The sequence below is a fragment of the Parviterribacter multiflagellatus genome, assembly GCF_056863265.1.
In genome coordinates, this window is the sequence record NZ_JBXPIZ010000015.1 from 60,049 (window position 1) to 82,306 (window position 22,258).

Here is a 22,258-nt window from a genome sequence, read left to right on the forward strand (position 1 = left end):
GCGCGGGTCAGGCGAACGCGACCAGGCCGACGACCGCAGCCGCCGCGACCAGCACCGGCTCGGAGACCCTGACCCAGCGCTGCAGCAGCGCCGCCAGGGCGACGAGCGCGATCACCACCGACCACTCGCTGTCGATCACGTCGGAGGCGATCACGATCGCGGCGCCCGCGATCGCGCCGGCCGCCGCCGCGGTCGCGCCCTTCACGAACCCCTGCAGCCGCGGATGGTCCTCGTGCCGGCGGATCATCCGGCCGGGGACGACGACCAGCAGCCACGCCGGCAGGAAGACCAGCACCGTCGCGATGACCGCGCCCGCCAGCCCGTACGTCAGGTAGCCCGCGAACGTCGCCATGATCACCACCGGCCCGGGTGTGATCAGCCCCATCGCCACGGCGTCGACGAACTGCTGCTCGGTCAGCCAGCCGTGCTCCTCCACCAGGCCCTCGTGCAGGAACGGCACGATCGCCAGCCCCGAGCCGAACGTGAACGCCCCGGCCTTGAAGAAGAACCACCCCAAGGCACCGGGCGACGTGCCCGAACCGGTCCACGCCAGGCCCTTCACGACCGCGAGGATCGCCAGCGGGGAGACACTCGCCGCGCCGCCCAGGCGCGGGAGCCCGCCGCCGTAGTACACGGCGCCGAACGCGCCCGCCGCCAGGAAGAGCCACACGATCTCCGCGCCGGCGATCGCCGTCACCGCGCACAGCGCTGCCGCGATCCCCCACAGCACCGGATCCGTCTTGTTCGTCGAACGAGCCAGCTTGTACGCCGCGATCGCGATGATCGCCAGGACCGCCGGACCGATCCCGAGGAACAGCGCGTGGACCCAGTCGAGCCCGCCGTACTCGGTGTACAGCACCGCGATGAACGTCACGATCAGGAACGGCGGCACGACGAAGGGCACCGCCACGGCCGCCGCACCGCGCGCCCCCGCGTGCAGGTACCCGAACCACATCGCCGCCTGCGCCGCCAACGGCCCCGGCATCGTCTGCCCGACGGCCAGCGCCTGCTGGAACTCCTCCTCGGTGAACCAGCCGCGCTCCTCGACCAGGTCGCGCTGCATGTAGCCGACCAGCGCGATCGGACCGCCGAACCCCAGACCGCCCAACCGCAGGAAGTACCGCACCAAGCCAGCGAGCGTCCGCTCTCCATACGTCTGCTTCACGGCGCGGCAGTCTGACGACTCGCACGTCCGAGCGGTCGGCGACACGCCGCGCCGCGACAGGCCGCCAGCGACTCGAGCCCGCGGGCAAGCGCCCGTCGCACGGCGCGGTAGCGGCGGTCGTCGTGGCGGCTGGTCAGCTCGTGCGGATCGCGCGCGAGGTCGTACAGCTCGCGGCTGCCGTCCTTGTGCTCCACGTACTTGTAGGAGCCCGCGCGGATCGCGCGGTAGGCCGGCGCTCGCACCTGGCTCCCCAGCGCCTGCGGCGGGTTCCGCCCGGAGTCCTGGTCGAGATCGGAGGTCGGCCGGCCCGGGCCGCTCTCGATCAGCAGCGGGCGGTCGGAGGTGCGGCGCGGGTCGCGGGCGTAGGGCAGCAGCGAGCGGCCGTCGACCGTCCGCGTCGGCGTCGCGCCGGCGATGTCCGCGAAGGTGGGGGCGAGGTCGACGTTCGCGACGAGCTCGCGCGAGCGCCCGCCGGGACGGATGCCAGGCCCGCGGATCAGCAGCGGCACGCGCGCGGACGGCTCGTAGGCGAGCGTCTTGCCGTTCGGGATCCGGTGCTCGCCGAGGAAGAAGCCGTTGTCGGACGTGAAGACCACGTACGTGTTCGCCAGCTGGCGGGTCTCCTCGAGCACGGCGACGATGCGACCGACCGCCTCGTCGAGGGCGAGCAGCGACTCCTGGCGGGTGCGGTGCTCGCGCGTGATGCGGGCGATCTGCCCGGGCCGCAGCCTCCGGGCGGTCTCCCGGAGCCAGGCGGGCTTGTCGGCGAACGACGCCTCGTCGAAGGCGGGGGAGCGGGGAAGCCGCGCGTTCGCCATCCGCCCGCGATGACGGGGAGCCGAGCGCAGGGACGAGTCCTGCTCGACACCGGCCCGGGCGCTCTCGCGGTGCGGGGCGAGGAACGCGACGTCGAGGTAGAACGGCTGCGCGGCCGCCGCGCGAGCGCGGATGTACGCCTCCGCCTTGTCGCGCCAGACGTCGGTCTGGTAGAGCGCCGGATCCTCCTGGGCCGGGTCGCCGTACGTCACGTGGCGCCCGTTCTCGACCATCGTGTAGCCCCACATGAGGTAGGTCGAGGGGTCGACCGAGCCGCGCCACTCGTCCCACCCCGGCTGCGGGACGGCGGCCTTGCCCGCGTAGCCGTTGAGGTACTTGCCGATGTGCGAGGTGTGGTAGCCGGCGTCCTGCAGCCAGCTCGCCAGCAGCGTGCCGCGGCCGCGCAGCGCCTGGAAGCCGCCGACGGGCGGCACGTTCCCGCGGACGCCGTTGTTCTGCGAGTACTGCCCGCTGTTGAGCGTCGCGCGCGAAGGACAGCACAGCGGGAACGACACGTACGAGCGGCTGAAGCTCGTCCCGGCCGCGCCGACGAGGCGGCGCGTGATCGGCATGCGCTGCAGGTCGTCCACGCGCAGGTCGTCTGCCATCAGCAGGACGATGTTCGGCCGGCTCGGCGTGGACTGCGCCTGCGCCGGCACGCCGGGCTCGAGCCCACCGCCGGTCAGCAGGACCGCGAGGACGAGCGCCGCCACGATCCCGGCGACGATCCGCGAAGCACGCATGGGGGCCGACCCTAAGGCCAGACCCGGTGGGCCACCACACGCTCTCACGGACTCCTCACCCGACGCACCCGACCATGTCGGCGTGCCGGCCGAGCTCATATGTGGCTGGCCACAGAAGTGCTACCGTGAATTACGTGGCCAACCACATAACTCACCAGGAGGCAGACGTGATCGACCATCTGTGGCAGCCGGCGGAGCTCGGCGGCCTCGCGCTGGAGCATCGGCTCGCGATGGCGCCGATGACCCGCGACCGCTCGACCCCGGCCGGGGTGCCGACGGCGCTGAACGCCGAGTACTACGCGCAGCGGGCGTCGCACGCGCTCATCGTGAGCGAGGGCACGCAGCCCTCCGACGACGGGCAGGGCTACCTGCTGACGCCCGGGATCTACCGGGACGAGCACGTCGCCGGCTGGCGCGCGGTCGCCGACGCGGTGCACGCGGAGGGCGGTCGGCTCGTCATCCAGCTCATGCACGTCGGGCGGATCGCGCACCCCGAGAACACGCCGCACGGCCGCCAGCCGGTGGCGCCGTCCGCGGTCCGGCCGGCCGGTGCGATGTTCACCGCGGCGGGAATGCAGGAGCTGCCGACGCCGCGCGCGCTCACCACGGCGGAGGTGGAGGGCACGGTCGACGACTTCCGGCGCGCGGCCCGCGCGGCGATCGACGCCGGCGCCGACGGCGTCGAGATCCACGGCGCGAACGGCTACCTCGTCCACCAGTTCCTGGCGGCGAACGCGAACCGGCGCACGGACCGCTACGGCGGCGCCGTCGAGGGCCGCATCCGCTTCGCCGTCGAGGTCGCGGAGGCCGTCGCGGGCGAGATCGGCGCCGAGCGCACCGCCATCCGCCTGTCGCCCGGCAACCCGTTCAACGACATCTCTGAGGGCGGCGACACGGACGGGCTGTACCGCACGCTCGTCGCGGCGCTCGCGCCGCTGGAGCTCGCGTACCTGCACCTCGTGCACGGGGGCGACGACACGCTGCTGCGGGAGCTGCGGCGCCTCTGGCCCGGCGCGCTGATGCTCAACCGGCCTGGCGTCGACATCCCGCGACGCGCGCAGGACGTCGCCGCCGGCCTGGCCGACGTCGTGAGTGTCGGGCGCCACGCGCTCGCCAACCCGGACCTCGTCGCGCGGCTGAAGGCCGGCGCGCCGCTCAACGAGCCCGATCCCGCGACGTTCTACGGCGGCGACGAGCGCGGCTACGTCGACTACCCGACCCACGGCGCGGACGCGCGGGTGGCAGCATGACCACGCCCGAGCCGCTGGCCGGCGACACCGGCCGGGCGCCCGTGGTCGCGCAGCCCGACGACCCGGCCCTCCGCCACCTCGCGGTGGCCGGCGACACGTACACGATCCTCGTGCGCGGGCGCGACACCGACGGCCGGTACGCGCTGATCGACATGACGGTTCCGCCCGCGGCCGGGCCGCCGCCGCACCGGCACGCGTTCGAGGAGCTCTTCCACGTCCTCGAAGGCGAGCTCGAGGTCACGATCCGTGGCGCGACGGTCACGGCCGGCCCGGGCGACAGCGTCAACGTCCCCGGCGGGGCGCCGCACAGCTTCCGCAACGCCGGAAGCACGGCCGCGCGGATGCTGACGTTCGTGACCCCCGCGGGACTGGAGGAGTTCTTCGCCGAGGTCGGGGACCCGGTCGGCAGCCGCACGGCGCCCGCGCCGGAGCTGACCGAGGCGGAGCGGCACGCGCGCCTGACCTTCGCCGCGGAGCGCGCCGCGCACTACGGGATGGAGATCCTCCGGTGAGCGGCGCGGCGGCCTAGGCTCTGCGCGATGCCTCGCGACGCCGCCGGATTCGACCGCCCGCGCACCGCCGACGCCGGCCCGGTGAGCTACGCGATCTTCGCGCTGGCGCGGGCGCACCGCGGGCACGCCGGGGCGCTGCTGCGCAAGCTCGGGCTCCATCCGGGGCAGGAGCTGCTGCTGATGCGGCTGCTCGACCGCGACGGGCAGACGCAGTCCGAGCTGCTGGACGCCGTCGGGCTCGACCACTCCACCGTCTCCAAGTCGCTGCGCCGCATGCAGGAGGCCGGGCTGGTCACGCGCACCCCCGCCGAGCACGACCGGCGGGTGATGGAGGTCCACCTCACCGAGCGTGGGAAGGCGATGCGCGAGCCGATCGCGGAGATGTGGGGGACGCTCGAAGCGCTGACCGCGGCGGATCTGCCGCCGGGCGAGCTGGAGGCGTTCACGCGGACGGCGGCGGAGATCCTTCGCGTCCTGGAGGAGCGTCCAGCAGCCGGCTGAGCGCGTCCAGACCGGAATCGACCAGCCGCCTCGTCCGGCCGATGCCGCGGCCGCGCTCGACGATCAAGCTCCGCGCCGCTGCTTGAGGCGATGCCCGATCTCGACGATCGCGTCGACGGCCGGTATCAGCTCCGCGCCCAGGTCGGTCAGCTCGTACTCGACCGTCGGAGGGGACGTCGGACGAACGGTGCGCGTGACGACCCCGTCCGCCTCCAGGCGCTTGAGCCGGGCGGTCAGCGTCTTGGCCGAGATCCCGACGAGGTCGCCGCGGAGCTCGTTGAAGCGCCGCGGTCCTTCTCGGAGGTACCAGATGACGTTCGGGGTCCAGGTCCCACCGAGCAACGACATGCACTCGGTGAGCGGGCACTCCTCCGGGGGGTGGCGGACCCGGCTCGGCCGGTGGCGTACGCGGTCATCAACCGTTGCCATGGTGGCCAGAGGTTACCTGGTGGCAACCGGCAGTTGGTTGCAGATGGTAACCAGGCGCCATACGGTGACTGCAAATGCCCGTCTCACCGCTGCACCGCTGGCCCGACACCCGCCTGACGTCCCTCCTCGGCACCCGCTTCCCGATCGTCCAGGGCCCGTTCGGCTCCGGCCTCTCCAGCCTCGACCTCGCCGCAGCCGTGTCCGAGGCCGGCGGCCTCGGGTCCTTCGGCGTGCACCATCTGCAGCCGAGCGAGATCGTCGCGACGATCGAGGCGCTGCGGGCTCGCACGAGCAGCCCGTTCGCCGTGAACCTCTGGGTCTCCACGCACGACGAACCGGAGGCGGCGCTCACCGCCGAGCGCTGGGATGCCGCCGTGGCCGCCCTCGCTCCGTACTACGACGAGGTCGGGATCGCTCCGCCGGCTCGGCCCGAGCGGTTCTCGCCGACCTTCGCCGAGCAGGCCGAGGCGGTGCTCGCGGCGCGGCCGCCCGTGTTCAGCTGGGTCTACGGCATCCCGGAGACCGGGCTCCTCGACGCCCTTCGCGAGCGCGGCATCCGCACCGCCGGCACCGCGATCACGGTCGACGAGGCCGTCGCGCTCGACGAGGCCGGCGTCGATGTCATCGTGGCGTCGGGCGCCGAGGCCGGCGGCCATCGCGTCGCGTTCCTCGACGAGCCGGAGCGCTCGCTCGTCGGCACCATGGCGCTGATTCCGGCCGTGGTCGACCACGTCCAGGCGCCGGTCGTCGCGGCAGGAGGGATCGCTGATGCGCGTGGGATCGTCGCCGCGCTGGCGCTCGGTGCCGAGGGCGTGCAGATCGGCACGGCGTTCCTCGCGACGGACCAGTCCGGCGCGCCGCGGATGCACAAGGACATCCTGCTCAGCCCCGCCGCACGCAGGACGCACCTGACCCGGGCCTTCACGGGGCGCCTTGCCCGCGGCATCCCGAACCGAGCGCTGGAGGAGCTCGGCGACGGGCTGCTGCCCTTCCCGTACCAGGCAAGCCTGATGCGCCCGCTGCGCGACGCCGCGATCGCCGCGGGAGACCCGGACTTCGTGGCGCTGTGGTCCGGCCAGGCCGCACCCCTGCTGCGCGAGCACGACGCCGTGGCGCTGCTCGAGACCCTGCTCGCCGACACCGGCGACCTGCTGACCCCGGCCAGGCGGAGCGTGCATGACCAGCACCGCACGGCCCACCGTGACCGGTGTTGATCTGGCGTGCCGCCGCGTCCGTCCGTTTCACGCCGGCAGGTCGAGCGCGCCGGCCGCCGCTGCGGCGCAGCCTCGAGGCGCGTCATGCGCTACGCCGGTCATCGCTTGATCGGGATCTAGTTGGATCCCGACGGCCCGTAGCCCTCGATCGCCACGAGCTTCTTGGGGTTGTTGGACCGCAGGCGCACCGCGGTCAGCCCGGGGTCCTCGAGGATCAGCGCGCCGACGCCGTAGTCGCGAAGCTCGGCAGACAGGCTCTGCTCCTGGTGGTCGTCGAGCGGGTCGTCCGAGTCGCGGCGGTACGCGTACGCCGCCGCCCAGATGCTGCGCTACCCGAGCAGCCGACCGACGGCTGCGGCGAGCAGCACGAGCCGGTGTTGTTGCTGCGGTGACCAGGACATCGGGCTGGCGTGGTGCGTGCTGAGCATGGCGACGACGTCGCCGTTCGACGACATCACGGGCAGCGATGCGACGGCCTGGCTGCCTGCGTCCATCAGCACGTCGAGGGCCACCGACCCGGCGAAGATCGGCGAGTCGGCCGTCTGGGCGACCCACACCGGAGCGCGTGCTGCAAGCGCGCTGCCGCACGCTGCCGGAGCGTCGTCGTCGACGCGGTCGAAGCACTCCAGGAACTCCTGCGAGAAGCCGGTGTGCGCGACGATCCGCAGACTGCTGGTCGAGCGGTCGAGGACCTGCCCGGTGGCCATCCACGCACCGTCGATCAGCATCGCCCGCTCGATGGCGACCTTGAGGATCCGCTCACGCTGGCCATCCGTCGGAGACCGGCGCGTGTACCTGGCCGCAGGATCGAGCGGCGCGGGCGATCGCTGTCGGAAGTCAGCCCAAGCCCTCAGATAGTCCGGACTGCCCGGCTCGCCCTTGGACCGGGCATGCGCCTCGCGCTCAGCCATGAACTTCTTGGCCTCAAGTGCACGGTCGAAGGCAGACGTCATGGCTATGAGCGAAGGACAGAGCTCGGACCGGCTCGTTCAACTGCGGACGCGACCTCCGCAGCCTACGTGCTCATGTGCACCAAGTCCGCTCATGCGCACCGAACGCCTGGCGTTCCGACGGCGCGGTCGCAGGGCGAGGCGGCGTGTCGAGGACCTGCGGTTGCAGGCACTCCGACAGAGCCCTCTGCCGGACTCGAACCGGCGACCCCTTCCTTACCATGGAAGACGGGCGTGTCCATCGGAGTCCCCGGTGTCCGGGAAGTCCGATGAATGCTGGACATAACGGACACCACGGTACCTGCCGGACCGGACGGCTGTGCCCAGAACGTGCCCAGTGATCCGGCTCGATGCAGCGCGTCTCGCGCTCACGAGGCAGCGCTCGCGTGCATCCGTCGGTTGCGAAGCTACCGTTGCGGGCGCGATGTCAGGAGAGGACTACACGAAGCCCACGGTGCCGACGCCTCCTGCGGCGGACATCCCGGGCGCGATCGCGCAGACCGAGCAGGCACTTTACGCGCTTACCGATGCCGACCGTCTCGAGAAGATCGCCGTCGTGTGCCTCCGGGACTTCGCTCCGACACTGCGACAGAGCGGGGGCTCTGGGGACGAGCAGCGCGACGCCGTCGGTGGGTCGCTGCGTGTCGATGGGAACGATCTCGTCGTCACCGCGTCGTTGCAGAAGCGGGCCTGGGGCAAGAAGATCGAGAGCGACCTCGACGGGCTCAAGGCCCACGGTCATCGCCCCAAGGACGTCTGGTCGGTCACGAACCGCAAGACCGGCGCGAAGCGCCGCGGAGAGCTGGAGGGAGCGGCGTCAGCGCGTTGGGGACACCGCCTGAAGATCCTCGACGGCCCGTTCCTCGCGCTCCGGCTGCTCACGCCCGACCTCCTACCGGCACGCGAAGAGCTTCTCGGTCTCGCTCCTCCCGCACCCCCGATCACGCTCAACGCCGAGGACTTCGTCCAGCGTCTGCCTGACGTCGGCGCCCCCGCCACGCTCGTCGCGCGGGACGACGAAGTTGCTGCCCTCCGAGCCGCACTCGAGTGGGCGACGACGGTCGAGGTGACGGGCCCGGGAGGCATCGGGAAGACCCGTCTCGTCGCCACCGCCGCGGCGACGGTGAAGGCCGACCGTTGGCGCTTCATCGACGACCGGACACCTCTCGACTCGGATCGGCTCTTCGCCGAGCTCGCCGGTGCCGACGATCTCGTGCTGGTGGTCGACAACGCACATCGGCGTCGCGATCTGGGCACCCTCGTCGGCGTGCTGCTCGGAAGGACGGGCCGCACGCGGCTCGTTCTCATCTCGCGCCCCGGGTTCCACGAGCGGCTCCGCGAAGCGACTGATGGCACCGTCTTCGCCGAGCAGGACCGACGCGCAGAGGTCGAGGTTCCCCGCATGTCGAACGCGCGCATCGGCGAGCTGATCCGTGCCGCCACACCGACACTGAAGTTCGACGGTGCAGTCGAAGAGATCGTCGCTATGGCAGAAGGGAACCCCCTCGTCGCCTTGCTCGCCCATGGCGTAGCGGTACGGCGGGGCGGGCTGCATGAGATGGCGCGCGGCGACGTCCTCCGCGAGTACGCGCGCCCCGCGATCGCCACAGCCGCTCACCGCCGACCGGACGTGGTTGCCGACGACCTCGAGGACACGCTGAACGTCATCGCGGCCCTGGGAACCGTCGGGCCCGACGATGTCTCGTTCGTGGCAGAGCTGCTCGAGGTCTCCGCGCGGTCCGTGCGGCACCGCCTCGCCGATCTGGCGGACGTGGGCCTGCTGACGGACTCGGACGGCCAACATGCGATCGCACCCGACCTCCTCAGCGCGCACGTCCTCCGCGAGGCGTTCTTCTCCGGCCGCACGGAGACCGTGACCTACCGGGAGATCTGGGAGAGGGCGGGCTCCGAAGGCCAGGAGCGTATGTGCGCGGCCCTCGGCGGGCTGCACGGGTTCGCCCTTGACGATCGGGCCGGCATCGGGCTCTTCGTGGGCGCTGAGCTGCGGTCGCTGATGCCTGGCCACCCGACGACGGCGCTTCGGCGAGCACAGTCGATCGCTCCGGCCTTCGCGGATGTCGCTGTCACTGTCATCGACTCCGCGTTCGCTGATGGGCTGAGCGGCGATCGCGAGGCGGTCTGCCGCACCGCGATGGAGGTGCTCTCGCGGGTCAGCGACATCGGCGTCGGATGGCCACGACAGCTCGCTGTCGCTCAGGCGTACTTCGCTAACCGGCCCCCGACCGAAGCCCGACCGGATGAATCGATCCGCGAGGGACTCACTGCCGTGTACAAGCGCCTCCCTGTCAACACGAGCAGCGCGGACGGTCACATCCTCGGCTACGTGTTGCACACGCTCGCGGAGCAGACCCTGGCGTTCTGGCAGGCGCAGCGCGGGAAGCCGGGCGCGGTCGAGACCATCTCGCTCGCGGCCTCCCAGTTGCTGGCGGTGTCGGCGCAGCGCACGTACGTCTCGCCCGAGAACGACCACGTGATCAAGATGAACGGGGGCCACCTGCCGGCCGGCGATCGGACGGCACGCGTGCTTCGCGTGGGTCTTGAGCTCCTGGTTGAGGTTCTGCCGCAGCTGGAGCTGCGCAGCCAGCAGGAAGCGCTCGAACCGCTCCGCGAGCTGCGACGCTGTGCTTCCGGAGCGCCCGGACCCTTCGCCTCCGACCCACCATCCGAGCTCGTCCAGCTCGCCCAGGAGGTCGTTGCGGAGGCCGTCGCCGCGCTCGCGTCCCACTCCGACCTTCCACTGCCGACGCGCTCCCGTGTCGTGGACGCGCTTCGCGACAACCCCTGGCCGGATGACGACGAGCTCCACGCGTTCCGCGCACTCGTCGCCTCGCGACCCGACCCGTCGAAGCGCCGATCGACGACAGAACGCGCAGACGAGCTGGCAGCATCGTTTCTGGACGCTCCCGAGCTTCCGGCCGTTCTTCGGCGCTGGAGCGCCTGGCTGGAGCTCGCATCTGCATCCGGGATGAACCACGTCGGCATCCGGACAGCGGGGGCAGCGCTACGCGCAGCGGCCATCATCGACCCAACCCGCGTCCGGGCAGGACTGACGTCGGCCCTGCCAGCCGAGGGATCGCTGAACCAGGCGGCGACCGCGGCGATCGCGGAGTTGCTGGGCCTCAACGACGGCGAGGATTTCGCGACGCAGCTTCTCGAAGACGCCACAGTGACTCGACGTACCGCCGTCGCCGGCGCGCTCTACGGCTCCTCGGCGCCATGGGCCGATGAGCTCCTAGACACGCTCGCACAGGACGAAGACGCTGACGTCCGCGCCGCGGCGGCAACGGCAGCGGGTTGGACTGAAGCCGCCTCCGATCGGCGCGTCCTAACCGGCCTCCGCGCGTGTCTGCCGCGCGACGTCTCGGCCGCGACGCAGCTCCTGGGCGGCCTAGCAGGGCCCTCAGGCGATGCTGCTGCGGCCCTCCCCGCCGGCGCCGGCGCGCTCATCGACGAGCTGGTCCGTGGAGCGGTGTGCGATCTCAAGGTCGACGGGCCGGAGCTCGCCGAAGTGGTTGAGCTGTCCGGCCGCCCGCGGGCGGCAACGAAGGCAGCTATCGCGCGTACCCGGTGGCTCGCGGGAACACCACAAGATCTCACTGCGCTTCTGAGCCGCGATCCATTTCCCGACGAGCTCAAGGACGCCGTGCGCGACGGAGCCACTTCGACGGACGCCCAAGAGCTCCTCGACCTCATCAGCGGTGGAGAGCTGGAACCTGACGCGAGGTCTGAGGTGGTGAAGGCCCTGAGCTGGCTCAGCCAGCACGATCAGATCATCACGGACCAGATGGCGGCCTGGCTCCTGGAGGACGACTCGGAGCTCGACTACGTCGTCAGTGAACTGCTTCGCAAGACCCGAGGATCTGAGCGGTTTGAGCAACGCGTCCGTCGCTTGCTCTTTCGCGCTCCATCGGTCGACCTCACCGAGATGGTCATCGATGCCCGGTACCCGAACTGGTTCATGGGTTCAGAGAACGTCGTCCTCACCCGTATCGCGGACCAGTTCGAAACTTGGGTGGACGACCCAGACGAGCGATTTGCGGCGCTCGGCCGAACGGCTGCCAAGCGGTTTCGCGATGCCGCTCAGCACGCGGACGTGACCGGAGCGTCCGATTCCGAGGTCGAGTGGGAGTAGCTGCTCGCTGCCGCTTAGCGGTCGTGCCCGTCACGACTGTTAATCCGGGCCCACTCGGGCTTCCGCGGCAGCAGCCGCCTTCTCCGCGGCTCGTTCCTGCTGCGAGGTCGCAGTCGCCACGCGCGCCTTCGGCGCCGGCTCCGGTGCCGGAGCGTCACCGCCCCCACCCGGCAGGCCGGTCTGAACGCAGAGCGCGGCCCCGCCGGCCGCAAGGCACGCCATGACCGCCTTCGTCGCCACGCCTCCACCGATCACCGCTCCGCTGGCGCCGGCGGTCTGCTCGAGCGCGGTCGCGGAGCCTGGCCCGCGGCCGAGCAGGTTCGACGCGGCGTGCTTGACGCTCGCCCACGCGTCGCCGAGACGGTCGACGATCGGGATGACGGTGTTCGTCCGCTCTTCGGCGACGATGATCGGAACCGGGAGGGCGGCCGCGACGTCGTTGAGCGTCGCCCGCATCTCGCGCAGCATCGCCCGGCACCCGGGGTCCTCGTCGACCATCCGCTGCGCCATCTCGCGCTGTTTCTCGGAGGCGAGGCCCATCTCGCAGGCGAGCAGGAGGCTGCGCTGCTTACGTGTCCAGCGCCGCTCGCCGTTCGCGTCGAGTCCCGCCTCCTCGGCGACCGTCTTGTACGCCTCGGTGACGATCTTCTCCAGCCGCTTCTCGCTCACGCCGAGACGCTCCTGGATCTCGGTGCGGTTCAGACCCCAGTCGAACCGCAGCTTCAGCGCTGCTGCCTGGCGGGGCTCCAGCCGGTCGACGATCTGGCGAAGCACCGCGGCGTCGAGTCGCACCTGCGTCTGCTCGTCCGGCAGCGGTTCGCCGTCCGGTTCGAGGTGGAGCGTGACGCTGTGCGGGTCGATCGCGTCCGGCCGCATCTCGCGCAGCGAGTCGCGCGCCCGACGCCACGCGATCGTCTTCAGCAACCCGCGCAGCTTCTCGATGCGCTGCCCCTTGGCCCGCAGCTCGAGGAGCTCGGTCCACGCCTCCTGGTAGAGCTCGTCGTGCTGCTCGTGCAGGCCGCCGAACTCGGTGCGCAGCATCGCCATCACCGCTCCGCGGTGGGCGACGTACTCGTGCTCCAGCTCGACGGTCTCCGGTCGCGACATCAGCTCCCGCAAGCTGCACGCGCGTGTTCACGAAACGGCTTTGCGGATTTCTATCACTGGAGTCGCGCGAGTGTGCAAGTACCCCCCTCCAACTTGACGGGGGTCACTCGGTCTCCGTGCGACTAGGTCGGCATGAGCCTGCCTCCGCGGTCCCGTTCAGGTCGGTCCTTCAGGAGCGGGTTGGCATGTCGCCCTCGCAGGTTCGCCGACGCCGGCTGGCGCTTTGGTCGCCTGACGGCGACTCCCCTTCGCCTTGAGGGCTCGGCTCCGCGCGCCAGTCGCCGGCAGCGACGGGCTCAACAGCCAACCCACTCCACCAGGAGGCCCTCATGAACAGCGTCCAGGAGATCGGTCGCCTCACCGCCGACCCCCAGCCCATCGCGCAGACCGAGCACGGCCCGGTCACCAGCTTCCGCCTCGCGGTCCCCCGGCCCAAGGGCTCGCGCAAGAACGCCGACTTCTTCACGGTCGAGGTCTGGGGCAAGCAGGCCGAGTCCGCCGCCAAGTGGCTCAAGGAGGGCCGCGAGGTCGCCATCGCCGGCCGCCTCGAGCAGCGCGAGTGGAAGACCCAGGACACCGACGAGTACCGCGAGCGCGTCCTCATCGTCGCCCGCACGGTCGACTACCTGCGGACCCCGCGCAAGGACGACGAGGCCCAGCCGGGCGAGGCCCCCGCCACGCCCGAGGGCGACGACATCCCGTTCTGATCGCCTGTGGAACCGACGACTTCTGTGCGCGCGGCAGCCGCCGCGCGCGCCGAGGGCCGGAGGAAGCTCTGGTCCATGACGCCCGCCCAACGCGTGGACGCGATGTGGGCGGGGGAGCTGAGCTGGGATCAGCTCTTCGCGTGGGCGCGGCGGGCGCCGCATGAGGTGCCGCTCGTCAATGGCGAGTTCGCGTTCATCGCCTGCCTCACACCCGAGGCCGTCGATTAGTCCGGCGGGCTAAGCCCCGTCGTCCTCGGCCTCTAGCTGGCGGACTAGTTCGTCGTTGTCCAGACCCGGGATGTCGTCTAGCAGCGGGGCGTCGGGGGAGAACCGCCGCGTGCGCAGCCCGCGGAGCCGCGCCGGCACATCGTTGTCAGCGATCAGCAACTGGAACGGATCGCCGCCGAGATAGGTCTGCTGCCCCTCCTCCGGACCGAGCGACTGGTGTAGCTCGACGATGAACTCGTACAGGAATCGCCCCGACCTGCGATCGACCCTGCCGGCTCCGTGGTGGACCTGCGGACTGTCGATCATCATGAACGGTGGAAGCAGGCTTCCACGTCCGCGCACCGCGTACGTCAGATTCGCGAGGAAGTAGGCGGTGTTGACGAGAGCTTTCGTGCTTCCGGAACTCAGGTTCTCGAGTCGCTCACCGTTGACGATCGGGAGGTACGTATCGCGATCCACATATGCGTCGCGAATCCACCGAAGGTGAAGGCGGTCCTGCAGGATCTCCGCGAAAATGCCGGACAGTTCGGAGACACGCGCATCAGCGAGCGCAGACTCGCTCTGCTGGGTCTGTAGCTCCGCCTCGAATCGTTCGACGTCGGAGGTCAGCTCGACGCGCCGAAGACGAAGGTTTCCCAGTTCGGTTAGCTGCCGTCGCATCTGTCCGAGCGCTTGCTCGTCGGATCGAAGCTCGCCGAGTTGCTCGGACAGGCGCGCCATGTCGTCGACGAGTGGAGCTACCGAGCGCTGGGTCTGTTCATCCATCGTGCCCCTGAGATGGCGTGCGGTTTCCGTCGCGGCAACGAGCCGACGCTCGAGATCTCGCTGACGCGCTTCGCTCGCGAGGAGCAGCTCCTCGGTTTCGCGGAGCTGAGCCTCAACTCTCGCCTGTTCCGCCACGAGGGCGGCGGTGTCCGGCCTCGCCGTTTTCTCCTCCTGCAGGCAGAGCCGGCAATACCCCAACGGCGCCTCACGCTCGAGCGCCTGGGCGCACCTCGGACACTCCTCGAACTCGTGTGAGGCGAACAGGGGCGTCGCGACGACGGCTCTGACGGCCCGTCCCAAGTCTTGGACCAGCTGCGCCCGCACGCGGACGTATCGCTCCGACTCACGGCGTGCATCGCTGAGCTCGGAGTCGACGCTGTCCCGAAGCGCCTCCGCGGCATCAAGCTGAGCACGAGCCCGCGACGTAGAGGCGGTCTCGGACTGCTTGGACCGATCGCTGAGCAGTCGGAGCTCGCGCTCGACCGCTGCGCGTCGCGCGGAGACTTGCGTTGCGCGCAAGTCCAACTGCTCTCCGTCCGGATGACCGCTTCGGGCCAGGAACTCCACAACCGCGGCGATGTTGAGGTCGAGTCTCTCTCGATCGGCTCGAGCGCGAGCCAAGTTGCGTCGTAGGTCGGCCGCGGCGCTGTCGATGATCCGGTAGAGGACCTCAAACGTCTGCATACGCTTGACGTCCCGGTACCCCTCGAGATGGTGGATCGTGGAACGGGCGATCTCGTCCTGGTCGAGGTACATGTAGTTGAAGACGTCGTTGAAGCTCACCCGGGTCAGCTCGCCACTATCACCGCGGCGATCGCGGGGCAGCTGGACGCTCGGGATTTGAAGTAGCGCGAGCAGGAAATCGGAGACCGTAGGTCGCCGGTCGTCCCCCGGATCCGCGCTTAGGGTCTGCTCGACTTCCCCGGCCTCGTTGATCACCCGAACGAGGCCCTTACCGGAGCGGATACCGCGAACGAGCCCGAAGTGTCGACCTCCGACCCGGAGGTCGAGCCCCACGCGTTGCCCGTTCGCCCGAACCGCGGGCGAGAGCAGGGCGTCGCCGCCGAGTCCCCACTTGATGAGGTTCAGCAAGGACGTCTTCCCGACGCTTCCGGGACCGACAAGAACGGTCACGCCGAGGTTGAATCGCCACTCGTACCTGCGGTGGTGCGCCTGCAGGAAGACCCGCCGCACCTCGAACTCCACGCTCAACTTCGGTCCTCTAAGAGGGGCGTGACTAGAGCGGCCAGCGACGGCGCCGAAAGGTTGGCGCCGCTCTTCAGCGCCTTCGCCCGAGCCCGGACCAGACTCCACGTCGGATCATCCAGCGCGTTCGCGACGTCTCGCCCAACCGTCGTGCTTCGCAGCCGGAGCCGCCCCCTCGTTGCGTCGGCCTGCACCAACCGCCGCCCGACGAGCTCGCCGAGTATCGGGTAGTAGCGATGATCCCAGGGTCCGTACTTCCATCGAAGGTTGGCTGTTTCCAGGGCGGCGTATTCGGATTGGGTCGGACGAAGGTCAAACGACAACGGCTTCTTGCGCGCGTCCAGCACCGCCTCAAGGACGACGGGATAACGAAGAATGAAATCCAGCCGAGCAAGCTTGCGCAGACCTTCCAGCGCTGCTGTCCGCCCGGTGAACACATCGATCAGGATCAGTACGCGCCCGACGTGTACGACCATCGGATCCCTGACGGTGTCCATCCTCAGGTGAGCACGCGGGGCGGAGACCACCACACCTCACATTGATCGGTGAGCTCGAAGATCAACCCGAGCAGTAGCTCAGGGTCGGCCGGTCCGTCCAAGCCGGCCGAGAGGGCGCCGGCGGCCAGATCGTTGGCTATTGCGGCGTGCATCGCCGGCCCGTACGGGTTCTGGTGACTCACCGCGCTCTCATGGCGGGCAGCCATGGCCTGCGCCCTGATCCGAAGGTCGGAGAACTGGTCCCCGCCACCGGGCAGACCACGCCATCTCGCCTCGTACTGGAACCAGGCCGCTCTCAGACGCTTCGCAGACGCGATCGCCGTCGGTCCAAGGTCGCCAAGCTCGAGCTTTTCGACGAGCCTCGTCGGTGCTGGGGCACCGTCGCTGGCCAACCGGACGCCGCCCCGGCTCACGTCGCGGAAACAGGCGGCGACTACCGTCGCATCTAGCACCCGGGATTCGACGCGGCGTTTGAGCACGGCTGTTGCCTTGTGACCGTCCTCCGTCACTAGCGCCTCCACGAGTACAGAGGAGTCGAAAGCCCGGTCGGCGCTTCGCCGCGCAACTTCTGCCAGGACCCGGTCGTACACCGGCTGGCTCGCTTCGAGCGGGAGACCCAGGAAGTTCAGCACGGGGTCCACAGCCCGTAGGCGCACAAAGTCACTGATGTGATTTCGTCCGGGCAGCCCGGCGTCGATCCGTAGCTCCGAGACGAACGCGAAAGCGTCATCGTCTGACAGCCCCAGTTGCGCGGCAATGGACTCCGCAAGCTCACGGCGCACCTGAGGAGCGCCGTCGCTGCAGATGTCTGCGAGCTGTTGCGCCTGACCGTCTCCCGTTCGCAAGCCTTGGTTGGTCATGAGGCGGCAGCTCGCACGGCCTCCCGTTGCCACCCACCGGCCGGCAAGATGCTTCAGAGGCCCGGTCAGCAGGTCGGTGCGCGACCAAGGGCCGGTGCTCCCTTCCCTGTGTTTGACTGAGACCAACTCGGGGCGACCGACCATGAGGAGTACGAAATCCTCGTGGGTCTCGCACACGACAGCCAGGACTTCTGGTCGCTCACCCAGCGTTCGAAGACTGAACAACGCACCGCAGTTCCACTGGAACCCGAACCATGAGTGAGTCAGCGCTCCGGCGTCCCCCTCTGGCGGGACGTCGAGGATCGGATCCCACGCGCGGCCCGCTGCTCCATCCCCATCCGCTGTACCGGCCGGCTCTTCCATGAACCCTCGCGGAGCCTAGAGCGTTCCGTGAACGGTTGCCATCTGGGAACACATCTGGGTCCGTTGAACCCTGCTCCCAGCCCGTCGCCCAGGCCCTCCCTCCCAAGGGTGGCACGACTTCGTCGTGCGGATGGGTCGGGAAGGGCCCGCCGACGGGGCGGGTCCCCGACGTGATGAGGAGTTGCCTCATGGCTACTGCCGAGAAGCAGGTCGAGGTGCAGGGGACGGAGTCGGCGAGCGTGCCAGCGGGCGGCAAGCTGATGATGCTGCCGCTGTCGAAGATCAAGATCGTCGACGGGTTCAACCCGCGCGACGACGCCGAGAAGGCGCAGATCGATCAGCTCGCGCGGTCGATCAGGGAGCTGGGCGTGTTGCAGCCGATCCTCGTGCGGCCCGCCGACGCGGACGGCGACTTCCCGCTGACGGCGGGCGAGCGGCGTACCCGCGCGGCGGCGCAGATCGGGCTCATGGAGATCCCCGCGCTGGTGCGCGTGCCCGACGAGCGCACGGACGGGCTCGACGACGCGATCGCAGAGAACCTCGGGTCCGTGCCGCTGAACCCGGTGCAGGAGGCGCACGCCTACCAGCGGCTGCGCGACCGCAAGCTCACGCCGCGCGAGATCGCCGCCCGCGTCCCGGGGGTGAGCGAGCGGGTCGTCCGCGAGCGGCTGCGCATCCTCGACCTGCCCGAGGACATGTGGCCGAAGATCGTCGACAAGACGATCCCGCTCGGCGCGGTCGAGACGCTGTCCAAGCTCGCCAAGATCCACATCGGACTCCCGGCGGTCGCCGTCGCGCGGGTCCTCGACGAGCCGAAGCGGAGCTGGGAGGCGCCGACGACCTGGGGCGACCTGACGGACGATCCGATCGCCGTGCTCATCGGCCGGCACGACGACGACGCGTCGGACCTCCCCGACGACGTCTACGCCGCCAGCGTCCTGTACCCGGTCAGCCGCTTCACCCTGAGCGACGAGTCGACCGCGGCGCTGACCGAGCTCGCCGAGCTGCGCGGGTTCCCGCACGACGTCGACCTGAGGCTCCAGATGCACCCCGCGGTGGTCGAGGAGGCCGTCGCCCTCGGCGCGGTCCACCCGATCGAGTCCGGCCACGACCACCTGATCGTCGGCCAGGACGTCGCCGACCAGCTCGCCGCCGACACGATCGCCAGGCACCTCGCCGAGGCCCGCGACACGCTGGCGGCCACGCAGGCCGCCGACGACGCCGACGACGCGCCGGCCGACGACGCCGCGACGGGCAGCGCGGGTGACGCGGCGCCCGGGCCGGCCGACGAGGAGGCGCTCAAGGAGCAGCGCCGCCAGGCGCGCGCGGCCGAGCTGGAGGCCCAGCTGAAGGCGGCGCACCGCAACGACGAGCTCGGAAGCGCGCTGTTCAAGCACATGTCGAAGGTCAAGGTCGACGCCCGCGTGATGAAGATCCTCACCGCGGTCGACCTCGCCGACGGCCTCGAGAAGCTCGCCGGGCGCGGCGCGCGGTACGGGTTCCCCGGCTGGGTGACGGAGACGACGACGCGGACGGGCGCCAAGCGCACGTACCTCACGCCGCGCGAGGCCGCGGTCAAGGCCAAGGAGTTCCTCGCTGGGGCGAAGACGTCGGGGGAGATCGCCGGCCGGTGCCTCGCTCTGATCGCGATGGCCCGCCACGCCGACGAGACGGCGGTCGCGCGCTCCAACCGCACGCTGTGGGACCTGCGGTTCTCGGCGTACGGCGGCGCGGGCCTGCCGTGGACCGTCGACGCCGGCGAGCTGCTCGACGAGCTCATCATCGACGTGCTGCCCGACAAGTTCACCAAGACGATCCGCGAGGCGCGCGACAAGCGCGCCGCCGAGCGCGACGAGGCCGAGCGGCTCCAGCGTGAGCGCGACGAGCTGCTGCTGGACCTCGCCGAGCGGGCCGCGTCGATGACCCGCGCCGAGCGCGAGGCGGCGATCGTCAAGCTCCGCGGGGAGCACGGCTACAGCGTCGTGCCGCACGGCATCGGGGACCGCGTGATCGAGCTGGCCGAGCCGGAGTCCCCGGACGCGACCGAGGAGACCGCGGCGCCCGCGCCGGTCGAGGAGCCCGAGGAGGAGGCGCTGGCCGAGGCAGCCTGAGCCTCGCTCGCCGACCGCCCGCGCGCCAACTGCGCGCGGGCGGGGGCGAACTTCCAGCGCCCGCGCCTACGGGGCCGATCTGACAACTAGGTGCCCCCGCGCCGTCTGCAAACGGCCGGGGGCCGGCACGGAAGAAAGGGCCTTCCATGCGCGACGAGCGTACCCCCGAGCCGCCCGCGTGGGCGCGCAACTACGGCTCCGATGACGCGGAGCTGTTCAAGCTGATCGTGGCCGAGCACCCCCTCCAGGTTCACGTCAACGACCTGCAGCGGCTGAGCGGCCACGCCCCGGAGATCGTCGCCGAGCTGGTCGCCGAGCTCGTCGGGTTCGGGCTGGTGAACGAGGGCGGCGGGTTCGTCGCGCTCAGCCACGCGGCGGTGAGGTTCATCCAGCTCACCTCCGAATGAGGTACCGGGCGACACCCGACGCGTCCTTGCGGCGCCTCGGGGACGGAACCGCGGCGATGATCCGCGCGGCGATCGTCGCAGCGATCAACGAGGAACCGCGATCAGCGCGCGAGCTCGCGGCCTACCTGGACCGCCCGCTCCCACGATCGCCTACCACGTCCGCGTTCTGCTCGAGGCGGGGGTGATCCAGGAGGCGCCCGAGGTGGAGGAGCGGGTTGCAGATCAGCGGTGATCACTCATTTTTGACCGACTCCGGACGCGCGGTGCCGATCGTCTCGTCCGCTCCTTCCGGGTGTAGCCTCCTGCCATGCCGCGCACCTGGACGCTCCGCGCCGACATGTTCGACGAGCCGGTCGACCCCGCTCTGCTCGGTCGGGCGCGTGATCTGTCTCCCCTGCTCGACGTCGACGAGCGTGTCGAGCGCGTCGCGCTCGCGACGGGGCCGCGGCTGACGTTGCTGGTCCTGTCGGAGCGCTATTTCTACGTAGCGAGCGAAGGCGGCGACGTGATCTCGCAAGACGGCAAACCTCGGTCAGAGGTGACTGGCCGAGTCGACGGCGAGACGCTTGTCGTGCGGCACCTCCGCCTGGGGCACGAGCAGCGTTACGACGGACTGCTCCCGGCATCCAACCTGCGGCGGTTCTCCGATGAGCTGCACCGACCGTTCACGGTCGAGGACGCGCTCAGCGTGCAGCGTCGAGCGCGGTCGGCCGCCGCGCTGCGCTGGTAGATCAGCTCGAGGCGCGCTCGCGGCCCTTCCGCGTGAGGGTCAGGAACGCTCCGGTGCCCTGCTGGGGGTCGCGTGTCAAGTAGCCGTTGACGATCAGCCAGTCGATCGCCGCCTGGGCCTCGATGTCAAGTTCTCTGCCGAGCGAGGTACTCCGCTCGGCGCCGAGCAAGCGCGCGACGGTCGACCGGGCACGATCGAAGGGCCGGCTGCCGTTGCCGATCGCGGGCAGCAGGACTTCGAGCGCGATCTGCTCGGGCGTCATCTGAAGAAGGTCGGTCATGGACGTGACCGTACGGCCCACGGTGGCCCACCCCGCAAGGTGCCGAGAGGGTGGCTGTTCGGGCCGATCGGCTCCGTACTCTCCGGCCGTATGGAGCGCATCTTCATCAGCTCGCTCGCTCGCGGCGAGATGGGCGCCGTCCGGAAAGCGGCCAAGGCGGCGGTCGAGTCGCTGGAGATGCGGCCCGTGATGTTTGAGACGGAGGCGCCGAGCCCCGAGGGCTCACGCCGTGCGCTGCTTGACCGCGTTGAGAGCTGCGATGCCGTTGTGCTGCTTCTCGGTGCCGAGTACGGGGAACCGGGCGAACGCGGCATCAGCCCTACCGAGGAAGAGTTCCAGCATGCTCGTGACCGGGGCATCGACGTTCTCGCCCTTGTCCAGAGCGTCGCCGATCGCGAGCCGGCGCAGAACGAGTTCATCGCGCGCGTGCGTGGCACGTGGGAGGCCGGGAACTTCACCTCGAACTTCACCGGATCCGGTGACGTCGCGCTCGCCGTCGTCAAGGCCCTGGATGACTGGCGCCGCAGTCGCGCCGGCGGCGACCCGACGCCTGCCGCGACCGAGCGGGCTCTTGAGCTGGCCCACGGCGACGAGCGCCGCGGGACGATGCACGGAGGCTCGAAGCTCCGCGTGGTTGCGACCCCGGTGCTCAACGGCTCATTGATCGGCGCCGTCGAGCTCGCCGACCGCGACCGGCTGCTCGAGGAACTCGCCAGCGCCGCCCGCGCCAGCGGTCTCGTGCCGCAGTCGATGGGCATCACTCCCGCCGTGAACGCCGCCCACGTCAGCCTGATCGCCCAGGGCGCGAACGAGACGCTGAACCTGATCGTCGGCTTCGACGGCAGCGTCGTGGGCGAAGGAGAAGTCGGCGGGGACCAGATGGGCTTCGGCGGGATGATGGTTCGCGCCGACCGCGCCCGCGAGGTCATCGCGCGCACGCCGCCTTTGCAGAGCGCGTATGGCAGGTCGTCGACACCCGCGACGAGGTCCGCAACATCCTCTTGGCCGCCGCGGTTCCCGAGGCGGAGCACAAGAGCTGGGTAGAGCACGACCCAGGGAACTCGATGTCGATGCCGATGAGCCTGCCGCACGTCCTTGTCGCGCCTGAGCAGCCGCTTCGTGCCCGGCGCGCCGATCTCGCTCAGCCCGGGATGCTCGATCGCCTGCACGCTGAACTCCGCCGCGCGTTCGAGCTGGCCGGCGCCGTGCAGCGGCGCAGCACGCGCGGGTTCTGAACTGCCGGTCCGGGGCGCCGATTTCGGTC

22 protein-coding genes are annotated in these 22,258 nt (G+C 70.5%); 12 read left to right on the forward strand and 10 right to left on the reverse strand.

What is annotated here, in order from left to right; genetic code table 11:
• Positions 1 to 7 precede the first annotated feature (7 nt).
• Both chrA and AC1UE5_RS27400 read right to left on the reverse strand, forming a co-directional pair.
• On the reverse strand, positions 8 to 1,165 hold the full coding sequence (gene chrA / locus AC1UE5_RS27395; protein ID WP_482929127.1) for a chromate efflux transporter: 1,158 nt from the start codon (positions 1,163 to 1,165) through the stop codon (positions 8 to 10).
• Positions 1,162 to 2,724, reverse strand: a complete 1,563-nt coding sequence (locus AC1UE5_RS27400) for a sulfatase family protein (RefSeq protein ID WP_482929128.1) — start codon at positions 2,722 to 2,724, stop codon at positions 1,162 to 1,164. The genes chrA and AC1UE5_RS27400 overlap by 4 nt, the downstream gene beginning before the upstream one ends.
• A 167-nt stretch (positions 2,725 to 2,891) precedes the next feature.
• Between AC1UE5_RS27400 and AC1UE5_RS27405 the strand changes: the two genes are divergently transcribed.
• Genes AC1UE5_RS27405 through AC1UE5_RS27415 form a run of 3 tightly spaced genes read left to right on the forward strand, consistent with a single transcriptional unit; the run spans position 2,892 to position 4,987 of the window.
• Positions 2,892 to 3,974 carry an alkene reductase gene (locus tag AC1UE5_RS27405; protein ID WP_482929129.1) on the forward strand — a complete coding sequence of 361 codons (1,083 nt, stop codon included), beginning with the start codon at positions 2,892 to 2,894 and terminating at the stop codon, positions 3,972 to 3,974.
• On the forward strand, positions 3,971 to 4,486 hold the full coding sequence (locus AC1UE5_RS27410) for a cupin domain-containing protein (RefSeq protein ID WP_482929130.1): 516 nt from the start codon (positions 3,971 to 3,973) through the stop codon (positions 4,484 to 4,486). The genes AC1UE5_RS27405 and AC1UE5_RS27410 overlap by 4 nt, the downstream gene beginning before the upstream one ends.
• A gap of 27 nt (positions 4,487 to 4,513) precedes the next feature.
• Positions 4,514 to 4,987, forward strand: a complete 474-nt coding sequence (locus tag AC1UE5_RS27415; protein WP_482929131.1) for a MarR family winged helix-turn-helix transcriptional regulator — start codon at positions 4,514 to 4,516, stop codon at positions 4,985 to 4,987.
• 63 nt (positions 4,988 to 5,050) lie between these two features.
• Here the strand turns inward: AC1UE5_RS27415 and AC1UE5_RS27420 are convergent, their stop codons facing one another.
• Entirely contained in the window at positions 5,051 to 5,416 is a 366-nt protein-coding gene (locus AC1UE5_RS27420) for a winged helix-turn-helix transcriptional regulator (RefSeq protein ID WP_482929132.1), read from the reverse strand.
• A 74-nt stretch (positions 5,417 to 5,490) separates the two neighbouring features.
• Here AC1UE5_RS27420 and AC1UE5_RS27425 point away from each other — a divergent pair, with 74 nt between their 5' ends.
• Positions 5,491 to 6,630, forward strand: coding sequence for an NAD(P)H-dependent flavin oxidoreductase (locus tag AC1UE5_RS27425; RefSeq protein WP_482929133.1), 1,140 nt, complete (start codon positions 5,491 to 5,493; stop codon positions 6,628 to 6,630).
• Between the two features lie 116 nt (positions 6,631 to 6,746).
• On the opposite strand, the gene AC1UE5_RS27430 is transcribed toward AC1UE5_RS27425, so the two are convergent.
• Both AC1UE5_RS27430 and AC1UE5_RS27435 read right to left on the reverse strand, forming a co-directional pair.
• Positions 6,747 to 6,953, reverse strand: coding sequence for a hypothetical protein (locus AC1UE5_RS27430; RefSeq protein ID WP_482929160.1), 207 nt, complete (start codon positions 6,951 to 6,953; stop codon positions 6,747 to 6,749).
• A 6-nt stretch (positions 6,954 to 6,959) separates the two neighbouring features.
• Entirely contained in the window at positions 6,960 to 7,583 is a 624-nt protein-coding gene (locus AC1UE5_RS27435; RefSeq protein WP_482929134.1) for a GAF domain-containing protein, read from the reverse strand.
• Between the two features lie 421 nt (positions 7,584 to 8,004).
• Here AC1UE5_RS27435 and AC1UE5_RS27440 point away from each other — a divergent pair, with 421 nt between their 5' ends.
• Positions 8,005 to 11,733, forward strand: a complete 3,729-nt coding sequence (locus tag AC1UE5_RS27440) for a hypothetical protein (RefSeq protein ID WP_482929135.1) — start codon at positions 8,005 to 8,007, stop codon at positions 11,731 to 11,733.
• 39 nt (positions 11,734 to 11,772) lie between these two features.
• Here AC1UE5_RS27440 and AC1UE5_RS27445 read toward each other — a convergent pair whose 3' ends face one another.
• Positions 11,773 to 12,840 carry a sigma-70 family RNA polymerase sigma factor gene (locus tag AC1UE5_RS27445; protein WP_482929136.1) on the reverse strand — a complete coding sequence of 356 codons (1,068 nt, stop codon included), beginning with the start codon at positions 12,838 to 12,840 and terminating at the stop codon, positions 11,773 to 11,775.
• Positions 12,841 to 13,169: 329 nt separating this feature from the next.
• On the opposite strand from AC1UE5_RS27445, the gene AC1UE5_RS27450 reads away from it, so the two are divergent.
• Positions 13,170 to 13,547 carry a single-stranded DNA-binding protein gene (locus tag AC1UE5_RS27450; RefSeq protein WP_482929137.1) on the forward strand — a complete coding sequence of 126 codons (378 nt, stop codon included), beginning with the start codon at positions 13,170 to 13,172 and terminating at the stop codon, positions 13,545 to 13,547.
• Between the two features lie 75 nt (positions 13,548 to 13,622).
• On the forward strand, positions 13,623 to 13,775 hold the full coding sequence (locus tag AC1UE5_RS27455; protein ID WP_482929138.1) for a hypothetical protein: 153 nt from the start codon (positions 13,623 to 13,625) through the stop codon (positions 13,773 to 13,775).
• A gap of 9 nt (positions 13,776 to 13,784) precedes the next feature.
• Here the strand turns inward: AC1UE5_RS27455 and AC1UE5_RS27460 are convergent, their stop codons facing one another.
• Genes AC1UE5_RS27460 through AC1UE5_RS27470 form a run of 3 tightly spaced genes read right to left on the reverse strand, consistent with a single transcriptional unit; the run spans position 13,785 to position 17,466 of the window.
• Positions 13,785 to 15,752, reverse strand: coding sequence for an ATP-binding protein (locus AC1UE5_RS27460; RefSeq protein ID WP_482929139.1), 1,968 nt, complete (start codon positions 15,750 to 15,752; stop codon positions 13,785 to 13,787).
• Positions 15,749 to 16,243 carry a hypothetical protein gene (locus AC1UE5_RS27465; RefSeq protein WP_482929140.1) on the reverse strand — a complete coding sequence of 165 codons (495 nt, stop codon included), beginning with the start codon at positions 16,241 to 16,243 and terminating at the stop codon, positions 15,749 to 15,751. The genes AC1UE5_RS27460 and AC1UE5_RS27465 overlap by 4 nt, the downstream gene beginning before the upstream one ends.
• Positions 16,244 to 16,245: 2 nt before the next feature.
• Positions 16,246 to 17,466 (reverse strand): hypothetical protein, encoded by a 1,221-nt coding sequence (locus tag AC1UE5_RS27470; protein ID WP_482929141.1) that lies wholly within the window; start codon positions 17,464 to 17,466, stop codon positions 16,246 to 16,248.
• A 188-nt stretch (positions 17,467 to 17,654) separates the two neighbouring features.
• On the opposite strand from AC1UE5_RS27470, the gene AC1UE5_RS27475 reads away from it, so the two are divergent.
• The 3 genes from AC1UE5_RS27475 to AC1UE5_RS27485 all read left to right on the forward strand — a co-directional run bounded on the left by AC1UE5_RS27475 (position 17,655) and on the right by AC1UE5_RS27485 (position 20,714).
• Positions 17,655 to 19,577: a ParB/RepB/Spo0J family partition protein gene (locus AC1UE5_RS27475; RefSeq protein WP_482929142.1), complete on the forward strand. Its 1,923-nt coding sequence runs from the start codon at positions 17,655 to 17,657 to the stop codon at positions 19,575 to 19,577.
• A 146-nt stretch (positions 19,578 to 19,723) separates the two neighbouring features.
• Positions 19,724 to 19,984 carry a hypothetical protein gene (locus tag AC1UE5_RS27480; RefSeq protein WP_482929143.1) on the forward strand — a complete coding sequence of 87 codons (261 nt, stop codon included), beginning with the start codon at positions 19,724 to 19,726 and terminating at the stop codon, positions 19,982 to 19,984.
• Positions 19,985 to 20,291: 307 nt separating this feature from the next.
• Positions 20,292 to 20,714: a hypothetical protein gene (locus AC1UE5_RS27485; RefSeq protein ID WP_482929144.1), complete on the forward strand. Its 423-nt coding sequence runs from the start codon at positions 20,292 to 20,294 to the stop codon at positions 20,712 to 20,714.
• 1 nt (position 20,715) lies between these two features.
• Here AC1UE5_RS27485 and AC1UE5_RS27490 read toward each other — a convergent pair whose 3' ends face one another.
• Entirely contained in the window at positions 20,716 to 20,976 is a 261-nt protein-coding gene (locus AC1UE5_RS27490) for a hypothetical protein (protein WP_482929145.1), read from the reverse strand.
• A gap of 108 nt (positions 20,977 to 21,084) precedes the next feature.
• On the opposite strand from AC1UE5_RS27490, the gene AC1UE5_RS27495 reads away from it, so the two are divergent.
• Together AC1UE5_RS27495 and AC1UE5_RS27500 are read left to right on the forward strand one after the other, a co-directional pair.
• Complete coding sequence (locus AC1UE5_RS27495) at positions 21,085 to 22,038, forward strand: DUF4062 domain-containing protein (protein WP_482929146.1); 954 nt, start codon at positions 21,085 to 21,087, stop codon at positions 22,036 to 22,038.
• A gap of 32 nt (positions 22,039 to 22,070) precedes the next feature.
• Positions 22,071 to 22,229 (forward strand): hypothetical protein, encoded by a 159-nt coding sequence (locus tag AC1UE5_RS27500; RefSeq protein ID WP_482929147.1) that lies wholly within the window; start codon positions 22,071 to 22,073, stop codon positions 22,227 to 22,229.
• Positions 22,230 to 22,258: the final 29 nt, after the last annotated feature.